This is a genomic window from Pseudomonas azotoformans (assembly GCF_900103345.1).
Lineage (GTDB): Bacteria > Pseudomonadota > Gammaproteobacteria > Pseudomonadales > Pseudomonadaceae > Aquipseudomonas > Aquipseudomonas azotoformans.
Genome location: NZ_LT629702.1, coordinates 92,168 through 105,902 on the forward strand (window position 1 = coordinate 92,168; position 13,735 = coordinate 105,902).

Sequence of the window (13,735 nt, forward strand, 5' to 3'; positions counted from 1 at the left end):
ATTGATAACGCATATTAGGCCGTCTTTGAGGGAGCCGGTTCCATATGGTCCGGTCGCATAATGCAAAAAGCCCGGCGATACAGCTACGGGCTCAGTCCAGACTCACTATGGAGGCACTGTGAAAGCATTGCAAGGCGTTGACGGTCATGTGGAGTGGTTGGAAGAACCCAGTCCTACTTGCGATGTAGGGCAAGTTCGTATTCGTGTGGCGGCAGCGGGCCTCAATCGCGCCGATTTATTACAGCGTGCGGGGCTCTATCCGCCGCCACCGGGTGCCAGCCACGTGCTGGGCCTGGAGTGTTCCGGAGTGATCAGCGAAGTGGGCGCCGGTTCATCCTGGCAAGTCGGTGACCGGGTTTGCGCACTGCTCGCCGGTGGCGGCATGGCCGAAGAAGTAGTGGTGGATGCGCGGCATGTGCTGCCGGTGCCGGAAGGCCTGTCGCTGGTCGAAGCGGCGGCGCTGCCTGAGGTGTACAGCACGGCGTGGCTCAATCTATTCCAGTTGGCGGGCCTCAAGCCTGGCGAAAAAGTGTTGCTGCATGCCGGCGCCAGTGGCGTGGGCTCGGCGGCGATCCAGCTGTGCAAGGCGTTTGGTAGCCCGTGCTGGGTCAGCGTTGGCTCGGCTGAGCGCCTGGCGTACTGCGAGGCACTGGGCGCACAAGGCGGCGTGGTGCGTACCGACGGCATCGAAGGGCTGCGCGATTTCGGGCCGTTCGATGTGATCCTCGACCCGGTCGGCGGCAACTATGCGGCGCTGGACCTCAAGCTGCTGGCCCTGGATGGTCGGTGGGTGTTGATCGGCTTGATGGGCGGGCGTGACGCACAACTGGACCTGGCCCAGGTGCTGGGCAAGCGCATTCAGTTGCTGGGCTCGACCTTGCGCAGCCGCAGTGATCAGTTCAAGGCCGACCTGTTCAGCGACTTGAGCCAGCATGTGTGGCCGCTGTTTGTTGAAGGGCGGCTGAGCCCGCAACTGGCCAGGACCTTCCCGATCAAGGATGCCGAAGCGGCGTTTGCCGAGCTTGCGACCAACCGGATTTCCGGGAAGTTGGTGTTGGTGATTGACGAAAGCCTGAGCTGACCCCGGATTGAAATGCAGTCAATGTGGGAGCATTTCAATTTCTGAAGGGGCTGTTTCAGGTCCAGTGATGGATCGGCCAGCCAGCCTTTTCGGCGTGCTCGCGCAATACCGGGTCCGGGTTCACCACTTGTGGATGTTCCACCTTCAGCAACAACGGCAAATCATTGCGCGAGTCTGAATAGAAGTACGCCCCGTCCAGCGTTTCACCTTCCTGCGCCAACCATTCCAGTAAACGCGTGATCTTGCCTTCACGGTAGGTCAGTACACCCTCGGTATGGCCGCTGTACACGCCGTGATTCACTTCAAGGTTGATCCCCAGCATTTCATCAATACCGATCCGCGCCGCAATCGGGGTGACCAAGTGCGTGCCAGAAGCGGAGATCACCAGGATCCGGTCGCCATTCGCACGGTGGCGGGCGATGGTCTTGGTGGCGTCGCTGTAGATCAGCGGCTCGATCACGTCCTCGACCCAGGGCTCCACCAGATGCTCGATTTCCTCGGGCGTGCGGCCGATCATCGGCTCCAGGCTGAAGTCCATGAAGTCTTCCATCTTCAGCTGGCCCTGGCTGTAGGCGGCCATCAATTCGTTGTTCCTGCGCATGAACGACTCAGGGTCGACCCAGCCCAGGCGGCCCATCTGCTCGCTCCACAGGGTGGCGCAGTCGCCGTGGATCAGGGTGTCGTCCAGATCAAAAATTACCAATGCCATCCGTCACGCTCTCTCAATAAATCGTCGCTGCTCAGGCTACTTCACACAGGGCGCTTGGGTCGATGGAAAGTGCCAGGCGTTGCCCGTCAGGGTGCAGGTCGTCGGCCGAGCGGTTGAGTACGTCCACCACCAGTTCCACGCCACGCGCTTCGATGCGGTAGCGGATCACGTTGCCCAGCAGGCTGTGGCTGCGCACCAGGGCATCCAACTCGCCGTTGCGGCTCAGCTCGATGGCCTCCGGGCGAATGGCTATACGGCTGTTGATCGGGCGTTGCAGCAATTGGGTGGCCTTATCGGCATCCAACAGATTGTAGTTGCCGATGAACCCGGCGGCGAACACGTCCACCGGCGCGGTGTAGAGAGTCTCGGCGTCGCCGCTCTGCACGATCTTGCCCTGGTTCATCAGGAAGATCCGGTCGGACATGGTCAGGGCTTCTTCCTGGTCATGGGTCACGAAGATCGTGGTCAACCCCAGCTCGCGCTGGATCTGGCGGATCTGCTCGCGCAGGTGCTTGCGAATCCGTGCGTCCAGCGCCGACAGCGGTTCATCCAGCAACAGCAGGCGCGGACGGGTGACCAGGGAGCGGGCGAGGGCCACGCGCTGGCACTGGCCGCCGGACATCTGATGCGGGTAGCGGCCGGCGAGGTCCTTGAGTTCCACCAGTTGCAACACGTCCTGCACGCGCTTGTGGCTGTCGTCGGCGTTGACCTTCTGCATGCGCAGGCCAAAGGCGATGTTCTGTTCCACGGTCATGTTGGGGAACAGTGCATAGCTCTGGAACACCATGCCGATATGACGTTTCTGCGGGCTCAGCGGGACGATGTCTTGCCCATCCAGCAGAATTTTCCCACTGTCGACCGAGGTCAGCCCGGCGATGCAGCGCAGCAGTGTGGACTTGCCGCACCCGGACGGGCCGAGCAGGGTGACGAATTCGCCCTTGGCGATTTCGCAGTTGATATCGCTGAACACCGGGGTGCCGGCGTAGCCTTTTTGCAGGTGTTGGACGCTGACGAAGCTCATTGGCTTTTGTCCTTGTTCAAGATATTGGCGGCCCAGGTCAGCACCAGCACAAAGAAGAAGTAGGAAATCACGACGGCACTGGTGAAGTGACCGCTGCTGTTGCGCATGTTGTTCAGGTACACCTGCAGGGTTTCGTAGCGCGTACCCACGAGGATGTTGGCGAACACGAACTCACCGAACAGGAACGAGAACGACAGCAGCAGTGCCACCATCAAGCCTTTGCGCAAGTTCGGCAGCACCACCAGGATCGCCGCCTGCCAGGTGCTGGCGCCAAGCAGTTGGGAGGCGTCCATCAGGTCGCGCAGGTTGATCGCTTGCAGGTTGTTGGTGATCGCCCGGTACATGAACGGCAGCGCGACGGTGAAGTAGCAGCCGATCAGAATCCACGGCGTGCCCACCATCGCAAAGGGCCCGGAGCCATACAGTTGCAGCAGGCCCACCGACGAGACCACCGGCGGCACTGCGAAGGGCAGCAGGATCAGGATGTTCATCAGCGCGTCGAGCTTGGGAAAGTGGTAATGCACCACGAACAGCAGCGGCAAAATCAGCACAACCGACAGCACCAGCGCGCCGACGCACACCAGCAACGATTGCCCGAAGGCCATAAGGAAGCGCGGGTCGCTCCACAGCTGCACGTACCATTTCACCGTGAAACCAGCCGGCAGGATTGTTGCCGACCAACTGCTGGCGATGGAGTAGACGAAGGTGCCCACTAACGGCAGCACCAGGATTGCAAATAACAGCCACACCACCACGCGGTGGTAGAGGGAGGCCGGGCCGGCTTCAGCGCGAGACATGGTAGCTCCTCTTGAGCAGCAGTTGATGGACCACGGTGACCACGGTCATCAGCGCCACCAGCACCACGGCCAGGGCGCTGGCCAGGTTCGGGTCGAGGGACACGTCACCGGAGACCAGGCCCGCGATGCGGATCGGCAGCACGTTGAAGTTGCCGGTGGTCAGCGCATACACCGTGGCGTAGGCCCCCAGGGCGTTGGCCAGCAGGATCACGAAGGTGCCGAGCAGGGCCGGGGTGAGCACCGGCAGGCCGATATGCCGCCAGAACTGCCAGCCGTTCGCGCCCAGCAGCGATGCCGACTCGCGCCAGTCTTCGCGCAGCGCATCGAAGGCCGGGTACAGCAGCAACACGCCCAGGGGAATCTGGAAGTAGGTATAGAGGATGATCAAGCCGGTCTTGGAGTACAGGTTGAAGTCCTGAATGATCCCCGCCTGCTTGAGCATAATCGTAATGCTGCCGTTGAAGCCCAGCAGAATGATGAACGCGAACGCCAGGGGCACCCCGGCAAAGTTGCTGGTCATGTTGGCAAAGGCGGTGACGAAGTTGCGCAGCGGCGAGTCCACCCGGCGCAGGGAGTAACTGCCGAGGGTGGCGATGATGATGCCGAACACGCTGGAGTAGAAGCTGATCTCCAGGCTGAACTGGATCGCTTGCAGGTAGAACTTCGAGCTGAAGATCCGCGTGAAGTTGTCCACGCCCCAGCCAGCCTCTTCGGTTTGCAGGCTGTTGATCAGCACCCACACCAGCGGGGCGATTTCGAACACGATAAAGAACAGCGCGAAAGGCACCAGGCACAGCAGCGCCAGCCATTTGCCACGCGTCATTTCAACAGCTCCCGGCATACAGGTTTGTCGTGGGGTACGCCCAGCAGCTCACAGACGGTGCCGCAGAGGTCGGTCTGTTTCGGCATGGCGTTGGGGTTCAGGCTGAAGGCATCGCCGAGGACAAACAACGGCACTTCGCGCTCTTCCGGCAACAGGCCGTTGTGGGAACGGTCGTTGTTCATGCCGTGGTCGGCAGTCACCAACACTTGGTAGCCGGCATCAAGCCAGCCCTGCAGGTAATCGGCCAGGATGATGTCGGCCGAGCGTGCGCTGTTGCGGTATTGCGGGGTGTCGAGGCCGTGCTTGTGGCCGGCATCGTCGATGTTCATCGGATGCACCACCAGGAAGTTCGGCGCGTGCTTGAGGCGCAGGCTTTCGGCGTCGGCGAACAGGTGGGAGTCCGGGTAGTGGTCATTCCAGTAGAAATGCCCATGCTGGATCGCCAGCGCCGGGTCGTCGGTATGACGGTCGCGGGCGGCGAGAAAGGGCGTGCGGTTATACAACTCGCTGACCCAGTGATAGGCCGCCGCTGCCGTGGTCAGGCCGGCGTCGGTGGCGTAATGGAAAATGCTGCGCTGGTTGGACAGGCGCGAGACGTTGTTGTGGACGATACCGCTCTGGATCGGTGGCACGCCGGTGAGGATGCATTCATACAGCGGGCGGGACAGGGCGGGCAGTTCACATTCCAGTTTGTACAGGGCTGCGCGTCCTGCGCCGACATAGGCCTGCAAGTGCCCCATGGCGTGCCTCGCAACCTCGAAGTTGAGGCCGTCGAGCACGACAAGGATGACATTGTGCTTCATGGGGGCTGGGGCTCCGCAACAGAGGGTTCGACTCGGTATCAACTTGGGGCTGGGTCAACTGTGGGAGGGGGCTTGCCCCCGATAGCGGCGTGTCAGTTTGAATACCTGTCACTGATCCACCGCCATCGGGGGCAAGCCCCCTCCCACAGTGGATCTCCAGTGGAGTTCCAATGTGGATGACAGGCTTACTTCATCTCTACGATGACTTGCTCGTTCCACAACTGAGGCAGCTTCTTGGACGTGGCTTCCCAGGCATCGGCATCCTTGATCGGCTGCGGGTTGGCCTTGGTGTACTGCTCGCCCGGGATCAGGTTCTTGGCGATGTCGGCCGGCAGTTTCAGGTCGGTTTCAGCGCGGATCGGACGCGCATTGCCCTTCGCCAGGTTGAGTTGGCCGGCGTCGCTGAAGATGTATTCGCGGGTCAGCTTGGCGGCGTTCGGATGCTTGGCGTATTTGTTGATGATGGTGGTGTAGCCGGATTTCACCGAGCCGTCCGATGGGATCAGCACCACGTAGTCATCCGGGTTGGCCATCTTGGCCTTGTAGCTCAGGCCGTTGAAGTCCCAGACCACACCCACTTCGACTTCGCCTTTTTCCATGGTGGCGATGGTCGGGTTGGACAGCGAGAGACGGCCTTGCTGGGCGATCTTGGTGAAGAATTGCAGGCCAGGGGCGATGTTCTTTTCGTCACCTTTATTGGCAATGGCTGCCGCCAGCACGCCGTTGGCCGCTTGCGCCGCAGTGCTTACGTCACCGATGGAAACCTTGTATTTGCCTTTCTGCAGGTCAGCCCAACTGGTAGGCACTTCAGAACCGTGCAGCAGTTTCTTGTTGACGATAAACGCGATGGTGCCGGTGTAGGCCAGGGCCCAGTGACCGTCTTTGTCCTTGGCCCAATCCGGGACCTGGGCCCAGGTGGACGGTTTGTACGGTTGGGTGACGTCCTGCTTCACCGCAATCGGACCAAACGCCGCGCCCACGTCGCCTATATCGGCACTGGCGTTGTCTTTTTCAGCCTTGAACTTGGCGATTTCCTGGGCCGAGCTCATGTCGGTGTCAATGTGCTTGAGGCCGTAGGTCTTGGCCAGGTCTTCCCAGGTGCCTTTCCAGTTGGCCCAGTCATCGGGCATGCCGACGCTGTTGACAGCGCCTTCTGCCTTGGCGGCAGCTTCCAGGGTTTTTAGATCGGTATCAGCGGCCATGGCGGCGGTGCACATGGCAATGGTCGAGCCTAACAGTGATGCCAGGAAAAGCTGTTTCATCCGAAGCTCCTTTGGGCGTTTTCAACGCGGCGGTTGTTTCTGCGGTGTTGTTGGTCTAGGTCAGAGCAATACCTGAGCCAATCTAGGCTCGATGGATGACAGTTTCATGTCGATGTCGTTTTTAAATCGTTAATGTCGCTCGTCGCAGAGTGAGCGTAGACCATGCTCAAGCGCCCGTAGGGACTGGACTTGGCCGATGTATTGCAGGGTGTGCTGCGACGGATGCACACGGACTGTCATCTGTCGGTCATCTGTAATACCTAGGCTGGCACGCAACCGTGCAAGCCCATTTACGCAGCGGTTTGTGCACCTTGTCGGTGCTGGTCTAGTCCAGATAGGTAACGTTGATGCGTGATGAGGCAATCAAGGCGGTGACATCCATCGGCCTGGCGCTGCAAGAGCAGATCGACCACGGCCTGTTGCCGCCTGCCAGCAAACTGCCCGCCGAGCGCAAGCTCAGCGAGTTGTTTGGTACCACCCGGATTACGGTGCGGGAAGCCTTGTTACAACTGGAAGCCCAGGGGCAGATTTATCGCGAGGAACGGCGCGGCTGGTTTGTCTCGCCGCCACGGCTGGCCTACAACCTGATGCAGCGCAGTCACTTCCACGCGATGGTCAGCGACCAGGGGCGGGTGGCTTCCACCGAGGTCATTTCCGCGCGGCTGCAACCGGCGTCGGCGGCGGTGTGTGCGTGGTTGCAGTTGCCGGCACTGTCGAGCGTGATCCAGATCTGCCGTGGCCGGCGCATCGATGGGCGCCTGGTGTTGTATGTGGAGCACTACCTGAACCCGCAGTATTTTCCGGGGATCCTGGGGTGTGATCTGAATCAGTCGATGACCGAGTTGTATGCGCGCAAGTACGACCTGCATTATGGGCGGGTGCGTTTCGAGATCGTGCCGACGTCACTGCCGGTGGAGGCCGCCGCTGCGTTGCGCGTGTCGGTGGGCAGCCCGGGCTTGCGTATCGCCCGGGTCAACTATGACCAGCACCAGCGGTTGATCGACTGCGACCTGGAATTCTGGCGGCATGATGCGATTCATGTTGGTGTGGATGTTATGGGGTCAGCGCCTTGATCACCTGGTCCACATTGGTTTCCAGCTCCGCCACCGGTTCCGCACCGTCCACATTCAGCACCAGCAGCTTGGCGCCCCCTGATGTCACCGCCGCCGTCACCGCCTCACTCGGCTGGCGATGATGCAGCACCACCGCCACATCGTTGTGCTTCAATGCGGCCGTGAGCTTCTGTAACGCCTCGGGTGTCCAGTCGGCATCCGGCCGTGCGTCGGTGGTGAGCACTTCCAGGTTCAGGCTGCTGACCAGATAAGCAAAGTGATCACTCAGGCTGACCACGCTCAGGTTGTCCGCCTTGGCCAGACGCGCTTCGCTGTCGGCGGTGAGTTTGAGCAGGCGCTGCTTGAGGGCGGCAAGGTTGGCGTCGATTTTCGGCTTGGCATCCGGGGCCAGGCGGCCCAGGTCGGCGGCCAGTACATCGGCCATGCGCCCCATATTGTTGCTCGACTGCCACGGCTGGCTGTTCAGACCGTCTGCAACGCCCGGCTGTACGGCGATGCCGGGCAAGCCACCATCTACCGGGCGGGCGGCGTCGACTTCGACGATGCGGATATTGCTGCGCCGCGCCACCGGGTACAGCGGGTCATCGGCCCACAGTGAGCGCAGGCCGATGGCGGCGTCGGCGTCCAGCGCCAACTTGCTCAGGGCTGGCGCGCCACGCCCGGTGAAGTAGGACACCTGGCGTGAACCCGGCAAGTTGGCCGGCGCTGCGCGCTCAAGCTGTACGTTGGTGCCTTTGAGCAGCACCTCGGCCAGGCCGTAGGTAATCGGCAGCGAAGCGAGGATCTTCACCTGTTTTACCGAAGTGGCCTTGCTCAGTGCGGCGTGGCCCAATCCCTGATGGATCTTGAGAGGCTTGGGCTCTAACCCGTCGACCGCCAGGGCCGAAGTGCTGATGAAACATATGATGGCCAGAGCCAATGGACGAAGTACAGGACGCATTATCCAAGATTCCCTTTGAGGCTGGGCACCGTGCCGCGCGCGATGGCGGCCAGGGCGAAGGCGATACCGGCGACCAGGATGATGGCGGCACCGGACGGCACGGGCAGGTCGAAAATGATCGGCAGCAGGATCCCGCACAGGGTGCTGACCGTGGCAATGGCGACCGAGACCCAGAAGAAGCCCTTGAGCGATTGGCTCAACAGGCGTGCCGCAGCCGCCGGAATCACCAGCAGTGCACCCACCAGGATTGCGCCGATGACCTTGACCGCCGCAACGGTGATCAGCGTCACCAGGATCACGAACAGGTAGTCCAGGGTTTTCACGGCGACGCCGCGTACCGCCGCCAGTTGCGGATTGAAACTGGCCAGCATGATGCGGTTGTACAGCGGCAGCGCCAGGGCCATCACCAGCGAACCGACAATCGCCAGCACCAGCAGGTCGTTGCCGTTGACCGTCAATACCGAGCCAAACAGCACGTTCTCGAGGATGTGCACGTTGATCTTGCCCGCCAGGATCAGCAACAGGCTCGCCCCCAATGCCAGTGACACTGACAGGAACACCCCGATCAAGGTATCCGGCGCCAGGCCCGTACGGTTGCGCAGGTAGTTGAGCAGGATGCCGAACAGCAGACAGTAGCCGAACAGCGCGCCATATGGCCCAGTGTAGGGTTCACCGAGCAGAATCCCGACCGCCACGCCGGTCAACGCAGCGTGGCCAACGGCTTCGGAGAAAAACGCGAAGCGCTTGACCACCACCAGCGTGCCCAGGCCGCCCAGCACCGGGCCGATCAGCAAGCCTGCAAGTAGGGCGTTGACCACAAAACCGTAGGCCAGCGCCTCCGGCAGATAGCCGGAAGAGGCCCAGCCCTGGACCATCAAGCGAAAAGCTTCATAACTCATTGCGCCGGGCTCCGAGGATGGGTGGAGAACAGGGTCAGCAGACGATCCGGGGTCAGCGCCTCCTTGGGCGTGGCGTCGAACAGCACGCGGCGGTTCAGGCCGGTGACGCGGTCGGCCAGGCGGCCCACGGCCTCCAGGTCATGCTCGATCCACAGCACGGTGATCCCGGCCAGGCGCCAGTCATTGAGCAGGCGCTCGAACACCTGGATACCGGCTTCGTCTAAGGCCGACATCGGCTCATCCAGCACCAGCAGGTGCGGCGCCGGGATCAGCCCCTGGGCCAGCAGCACACGCTGGCGTTCACCACCGGACAGGGCGCCCATGCGTCGCTTGCGTTTGTCCTGCATGCCGACGCGTTCCAGCGCGTCGCCAATCGCACCGGCGTAATGCTTGGACAGGCCCAGGAACGCTGGGCGCCGCTGACACATGGCGGCCATGAAATCATCCACGGTCATCGGCAAGCCCCGGTCGAACTCCAGGGCCTGGGGCACATACCCGATGGTGCCGGGCGCGGCCGGCCAATGCAGGCTCAGCCGACCCTGATGGGGCGTTTGCCCGAGCAGGGTCTTGATCAGCGAGCTTTTGCCGCCGCCGTTGGGGCCGACCAGCGCATGGATGCTGCCCGGCTGTACCTGGAAACTCACGGTGTCGAGGATCACGGTGCGACCCAGGGTCAGCGATACCTTGTCGAACTCGAGCGTCGGGCCGACGCTGAGCGCCTTCAGCTGTTGCGCCGCCGTCATGCCCCGGACTCCTGAATCGCCCGGACCACCGTATTGAGGTTGCCGGTCATTTCCACTTCGTACTTCTCGGCGCTGTATTCGCCGTAGGAAATATGCGACAGCGGGTACAGCTTGACCCCGGACTCACGCTGAATGGTGTCGACGTAGGTGGACGGGAAGTCCATCTCCGAGAAGATCACTTTCACGTCCAGGGCGCGCAGTTCATCGATGGTCTTCTTCAACTGGCTGGGGCTGGGCTCGATGCCGTGGGCCGGTTCGACCACGGCGGTGACTTCCAGGCCGAACTCGCGCAACAGGTAGTCGTAGGCCGCGTGCACGGTGGCCACGCGCAGGTCCGGGTTGGGTGCGCTGGTCAATTTGGACAGGGCATCGGCGCGCATCTGGCGCAGGCGCTTGCCGTAGGCGCGAGCATTCTGGGTGTAGGTCTTGGCGTTGTCCGGGTCGAGCTTGCCCAGTTCGCGGGCGATGTTGTTGACCTGGGCAATCGATGCGCTGATCGACAGGAAGGTATGCGGGTTGACCACCTTGCCCGCGCCGCGTGCGGCGTTGCCGGTGGCGGCCAGCAACGGCACATTGGCGTTGGCTTCGATCACCGGGATGTCCGGACGCTCGCTGGTGGCGATCATGCGGTCAGCGAAATCGTCATGGCCAACGCCGTTGAGCACGATCACGTCCAGGGTGCCGATGCGCTTGATGTCTTCGGCGCGTGGCTCGTAGGCATGGGGGTTGAAGCCGGCCGGAATCAGCGGCACCACCTCGGCCTTGTCGCCGACGATATTGGCCACGTAGCTGTAATAAGGGTGCAGGGTGATGCCGATTCGCAGGCGTTTGGCGGCTTCGGCATTGGCCAGAGGGGCGAGCATCAGGCTGAACAGGCCAACCAGCAACAGGCGCAACAGGGGCGATGAAATAGACATGGGCAATCGGTCTTCTCGTTCAGTGACGGTGCTGGCGGGTGACGCCAGCATCGAATTGCGCGACCACCTGCTGCCAGCCGGCTGCGATCAGCGCCTGGTCAGAGAGGTCGGAGGGAGCGGCGAGGTGGGCCTGGCGATTGAGCCAGATGTCCGGCTCGGCACCGTGCACGCGCATCAGCAGTGAACCGCTGGTGGCCGGCACCTGGCTCACGCCCAGGTAGGCAGAGGGTTCCAGTAACTGCCAGCGGTGATCGCCACGGCTGACCGAACTGGCATCCTGGGCAAACGGCGCGAAGCCTTCTTCGGCCAGTTGCGCCGGGCTGGGCAGCGCGCTTTGCTCCTGCTGCAACAGTTGGATCTCATCCAGGGTCACCCGCAGGTCGGCATAAATGCCTTGCTCGGCGGCGCTCAGGTCACGGCGTGCGTCCAATTGGTGGCTCGGTATTGCCGCCATCTCCTGGGATTCACCGTGCAGCGCGACCACCGAGCCGGCCACCGCGAGGATGATCAGGCACAACAGCAGCACGTAGAGGGTTTCGTGACCGGCACCGGCGGGGCGTACAACCTGTGTGGTACTCATTGCGGCTGGATATCCGCTTGGTCGATTTCCACCACATGGCCGGGGCCAGCGTCGAACAGTACGTAGAACTCGGCGGACGGCTTCTTGAAGGTCAGGGTCGAATCCTGGCCGAGTTTGCCGGGCACCAGGATGGTTTCGTCGTAACCGATCACGTCCAGGGTCACGCCGGGTGCACCACTGCCGTCGGAGAAGCCGCCTTTGCACTGGATCTGCTCGCCGGGGATTTCCTTGCACTCGCACATCGGGTTGTGGGCGAGGGCGACGGTGCTGAAACCGGCACCCATCAACAGCACGCCGCAGGCGCGGGTCAATCGCATCAAAGTCATGGTTTAACTCCTTGCTTGTTCAGCCAGGCAATCGTGGCAGGCGAGGCCTGGCTCAACGGGATGGAACCCTGGTGCATGCTGCCGTCCCAGCCTTCCATGGTCACCCACAGTTCGGCGTCGACGGGCGTGCGTTCCGGAATCGGCAGGCCGGCGCCCATGCGGTACGGCGTGCCGAAGAAGATCACCCCGGCAGCCCGCAGGCTGCGCGGCTTGCCGATGCGCAGGTAGGTGGCCTTGACCTGGTCGGCACAGCTGTCGCACAGGGCGGCGTTGAAGAACTTCATCGGGCCGGCCGGGTCGCGGCGCGGGCCTTCATTGCGAAACTCGGCAAGCTTCAGGCTCCAGGGGCCGACCTGTACGTCGCCGGCCACCCGTTCACCGATGCCGGTGTCGCCGCGAAACAGCGCTGCGTCGGCGAAGTACTTGGGCATGAAGCCCAGTGGCACCAGTAACAGCAGCACGTTGATATGGAAACGCCATTTCAGCCAGAACGCCCGCAGAGGCGATGGCTTTGCCGCAGCGACCTTGCTCATGAGTTGGCCTCCGAGGTTTGCGCCTGCCGGGCGGGGAGGGAAACCGGTTTGTGTTGAGCCTTGGCTTCACGCTTGAAAGCATTGAGGGTGGCCAGGGCGGTGCGCTTGGTCCAGATCAGCAGGCCGCTCAACACCATCATGCTCATGATCAGGCCGAAGAAGGCCCAGATCAGCTTGATCCAGATCCCGCCGAAATCGCCGGTGTGCAGCGGGCGCATGGATTCGGTGACGAACTCCAGCTTGGAGCGGTCGGACAGCAGGTGCGCCGCAGCCACTTCACCGTCGTAGGGGTTGATCTGTGCGGTCTGGAACATCAACGGGTACCAGCCGCGCCCGCCGATCTGCAGGTGGCTGTAGGCATTCAGCGGCAGGCTGATGAAACTCGCCTCCAGGCCCGGAATGCGCTGGGTGGCGATCTTGATCGCCTCGTCCACCGGAATCATGGGGGCCGGCACGCCGGGCGCCGACATCGGCACCTTCTCCCGTGCAATCACGGGGATGACCGGTTCGGTGGAAATCGAAATCTGGTTGTCGCCCAAGATCGCCCGGATCAGGAACCAGATGCCGGTGACCGAGATCACCGCAATGAACCAGATCGACCAGATACCGCTCAAGCGGTGGAAGTCCCCCCAGAAAATCCGCGCGCCGTGGCGGATACGCAGGGTCGGGCGCAGGAAGCCCTTCCAGAACCGCTTGTACACCACCAGCCCCGTGACCAGCGACGCCAGCAGCGGGATGCCGAGTGCCGACACCAGGTACCAGCCCCAGCTGTAGCCATTGGTGAAGGGCACCAGCCACCAGCCATGCAGGGCGCGAGTGAATTGCTGGAAGTTGAAGGACGGGCTGATGCCCTGGATCGCCCCGGTGTACGGGTTGACGTAGACCTCCACCGAGCGTCCGTCGGGGTAGCTGAGGTCGACGCTCAAGGCAAAGTGCGATTCGTCGGGGCGGCTGATCGACTGCACGTACACCTGGGGTTCATCGCGCTTGATGGCGGCGATCACCTGGTCGTAGCTCAGCGGTTCGGCATCGTCCGAGGGCTTGCTCGCACGGATATCCGGGTTGGCCAGCCAGACGATCTCCTGGCTGACCACCGCCAGGGTGCCGGTGACGCAGACGATCAGTACAAAGAACCAGATAGGCAATGCCAGCCAGCTATGTACGAGAAACCAGAGTTTGGAGCGTGACTTCTTCGACATGTGAATGAGGGTCTTGATCGGAGAGGGGC

General features: G+C 62.2%; 16 protein-coding genes. 2 read left to right on the forward strand and 14 right to left on the reverse strand.

Features of this window, described 5'->3' with window-relative positions; all coding sequences use genetic code 11:
- The first annotated feature begins 118 nt into the window (after window positions 1-118).
- Window positions 119-1,081: a zinc-binding dehydrogenase gene (locus tag BLR69_RS00455; RefSeq protein ID WP_071496164.1), complete on the forward strand. Its 963-nt coding sequence runs from the start codon at window positions 119-121 to the stop codon at window positions 1,079-1,081.
- 55 nt (window positions 1,082-1,136) lie between these two features.
- Here BLR69_RS00455 and BLR69_RS00460 read toward each other — a convergent pair whose 3' ends face one another.
- The 6 genes from BLR69_RS00460 to BLR69_RS00485 form a co-directional block, all read right to left on the reverse strand.
- Window positions 1,137-1,790 (reverse strand): HAD family hydrolase, encoded by a 654-nt coding sequence (locus BLR69_RS00460; protein ID WP_071496163.1) that lies wholly within the window; start codon window positions 1,788-1,790, stop codon window positions 1,137-1,139.
- A gap of 31 nt (window positions 1,791-1,821) precedes the next feature.
- Window positions 1,822-2,811 carry an ABC transporter ATP-binding protein gene (locus BLR69_RS00465; protein WP_071496162.1) on the reverse strand — a complete coding sequence of 330 codons (990 nt, stop codon included), beginning with the start codon at window positions 2,809-2,811 and terminating at the stop codon, window positions 1,822-1,824.
- Window positions 2,808-3,608 (reverse strand): ABC transporter permease, encoded by an 801-nt coding sequence (locus BLR69_RS00470; RefSeq protein ID WP_071496161.1) that lies wholly within the window; start codon window positions 3,606-3,608, stop codon window positions 2,808-2,810. Before BLR69_RS00470 ends, BLR69_RS00465 begins: the two co-directional genes overlap by 4 nt.
- Window positions 3,595-4,431 carry an ABC transporter permease gene (locus BLR69_RS00475; protein WP_071496160.1) on the reverse strand — a complete coding sequence of 279 codons (837 nt, stop codon included), beginning with the start codon at window positions 4,429-4,431 and terminating at the stop codon, window positions 3,595-3,597. The genes BLR69_RS00470 and BLR69_RS00475 overlap by 14 nt, the downstream gene beginning before the upstream one ends.
- Window positions 4,428-5,234 (reverse strand): alkaline phosphatase family protein, encoded by an 807-nt coding sequence (locus BLR69_RS00480; protein WP_071496159.1) that lies wholly within the window; start codon window positions 5,232-5,234, stop codon window positions 4,428-4,430. Before BLR69_RS00480 ends, BLR69_RS00475 begins: the two co-directional genes overlap by 4 nt.
- 185 nt (window positions 5,235-5,419) lie before the next feature.
- A complete protein-coding gene (locus tag BLR69_RS00485; protein WP_071496158.1) occupies window positions 5,420-6,496 on the reverse strand; it encodes an ABC transporter substrate-binding protein in 1,077 nt (358 codons plus the stop codon).
- Window positions 6,497-6,843: 347 nt separating this feature from the next.
- On the opposite strand from BLR69_RS00485, the gene BLR69_RS00490 reads away from it, so the two are divergent.
- The gene (locus tag BLR69_RS00490; protein WP_071496157.1) at window positions 6,844-7,569 is read left to right on the forward strand and encodes a UTRA domain-containing protein; all 726 of its coding nucleotides are present in this window, start codon (window positions 6,844-6,846) and stop codon (window positions 7,567-7,569) included.
- Here BLR69_RS00490 and BLR69_RS00495 read toward each other — a convergent pair.
- Genes BLR69_RS00495 through BLR69_RS00530 form a run of 8 tightly spaced genes read right to left on the reverse strand, consistent with a single transcriptional unit; the run spans window position 7,550 to window position 13,706 of the window.
- On the reverse strand, window positions 7,550-8,509 hold the full coding sequence (locus tag BLR69_RS00495; RefSeq protein WP_071496156.1) for a metal ABC transporter substrate-binding protein: 960 nt from the start codon (window positions 8,507-8,509) through the stop codon (window positions 7,550-7,552). The genes BLR69_RS00490 and BLR69_RS00495 overlap by 20 nt on opposite strands.
- Window positions 8,509-9,408, reverse strand: a complete 900-nt coding sequence (locus BLR69_RS00500) for a metal ABC transporter permease (RefSeq protein WP_034103083.1) — start codon at window positions 9,406-9,408, stop codon at window positions 8,509-8,511. The genes BLR69_RS00495 and BLR69_RS00500 overlap by 1 nt, the downstream gene beginning before the upstream one ends.
- Window positions 9,405-10,151: a metal ABC transporter ATP-binding protein gene (locus BLR69_RS00505; RefSeq protein WP_071496155.1), complete on the reverse strand. Its 747-nt coding sequence runs from the start codon at window positions 10,149-10,151 to the stop codon at window positions 9,405-9,407. The genes BLR69_RS00500 and BLR69_RS00505 overlap by 4 nt, the downstream gene beginning before the upstream one ends.
- On the reverse strand, window positions 10,148-11,068 hold the full coding sequence (locus BLR69_RS00510; RefSeq protein ID WP_071496154.1) for a metal ABC transporter substrate-binding protein: 921 nt from the start codon (window positions 11,066-11,068) through the stop codon (window positions 10,148-10,150). Before BLR69_RS00510 ends, BLR69_RS00505 begins: the two co-directional genes overlap by 4 nt.
- A 19-nt stretch (window positions 11,069-11,087) precedes the next feature.
- Window positions 11,088-11,648: a DUF6162 family protein gene (locus BLR69_RS00515; protein ID WP_071496153.1), complete on the reverse strand. Its 561-nt coding sequence runs from the start codon at window positions 11,646-11,648 to the stop codon at window positions 11,088-11,090.
- Window positions 11,645-11,974, reverse strand: a complete 330-nt coding sequence (locus BLR69_RS00520; RefSeq protein ID WP_071492272.1) for a hypothetical protein — start codon at window positions 11,972-11,974, stop codon at window positions 11,645-11,647. The genes BLR69_RS00515 and BLR69_RS00520 overlap by 4 nt, the downstream gene beginning before the upstream one ends.
- Window positions 11,971-12,507 (reverse strand): thiamine pyrophosphate-binding protein, encoded by a 537-nt coding sequence (locus BLR69_RS00525; protein ID WP_071496152.1) that lies wholly within the window; start codon window positions 12,505-12,507, stop codon window positions 11,971-11,973. The genes BLR69_RS00520 and BLR69_RS00525 overlap by 4 nt, the downstream gene beginning before the upstream one ends.
- Window positions 12,504-13,706 (reverse strand): PepSY-associated TM helix domain-containing protein, encoded by a 1,203-nt coding sequence (locus tag BLR69_RS00530; protein ID WP_071496151.1) that lies wholly within the window; start codon window positions 13,704-13,706, stop codon window positions 12,504-12,506. Before BLR69_RS00530 ends, BLR69_RS00525 begins: the two co-directional genes overlap by 4 nt.
- Window positions 13,707-13,735 lie beyond the last annotated feature (29 nt).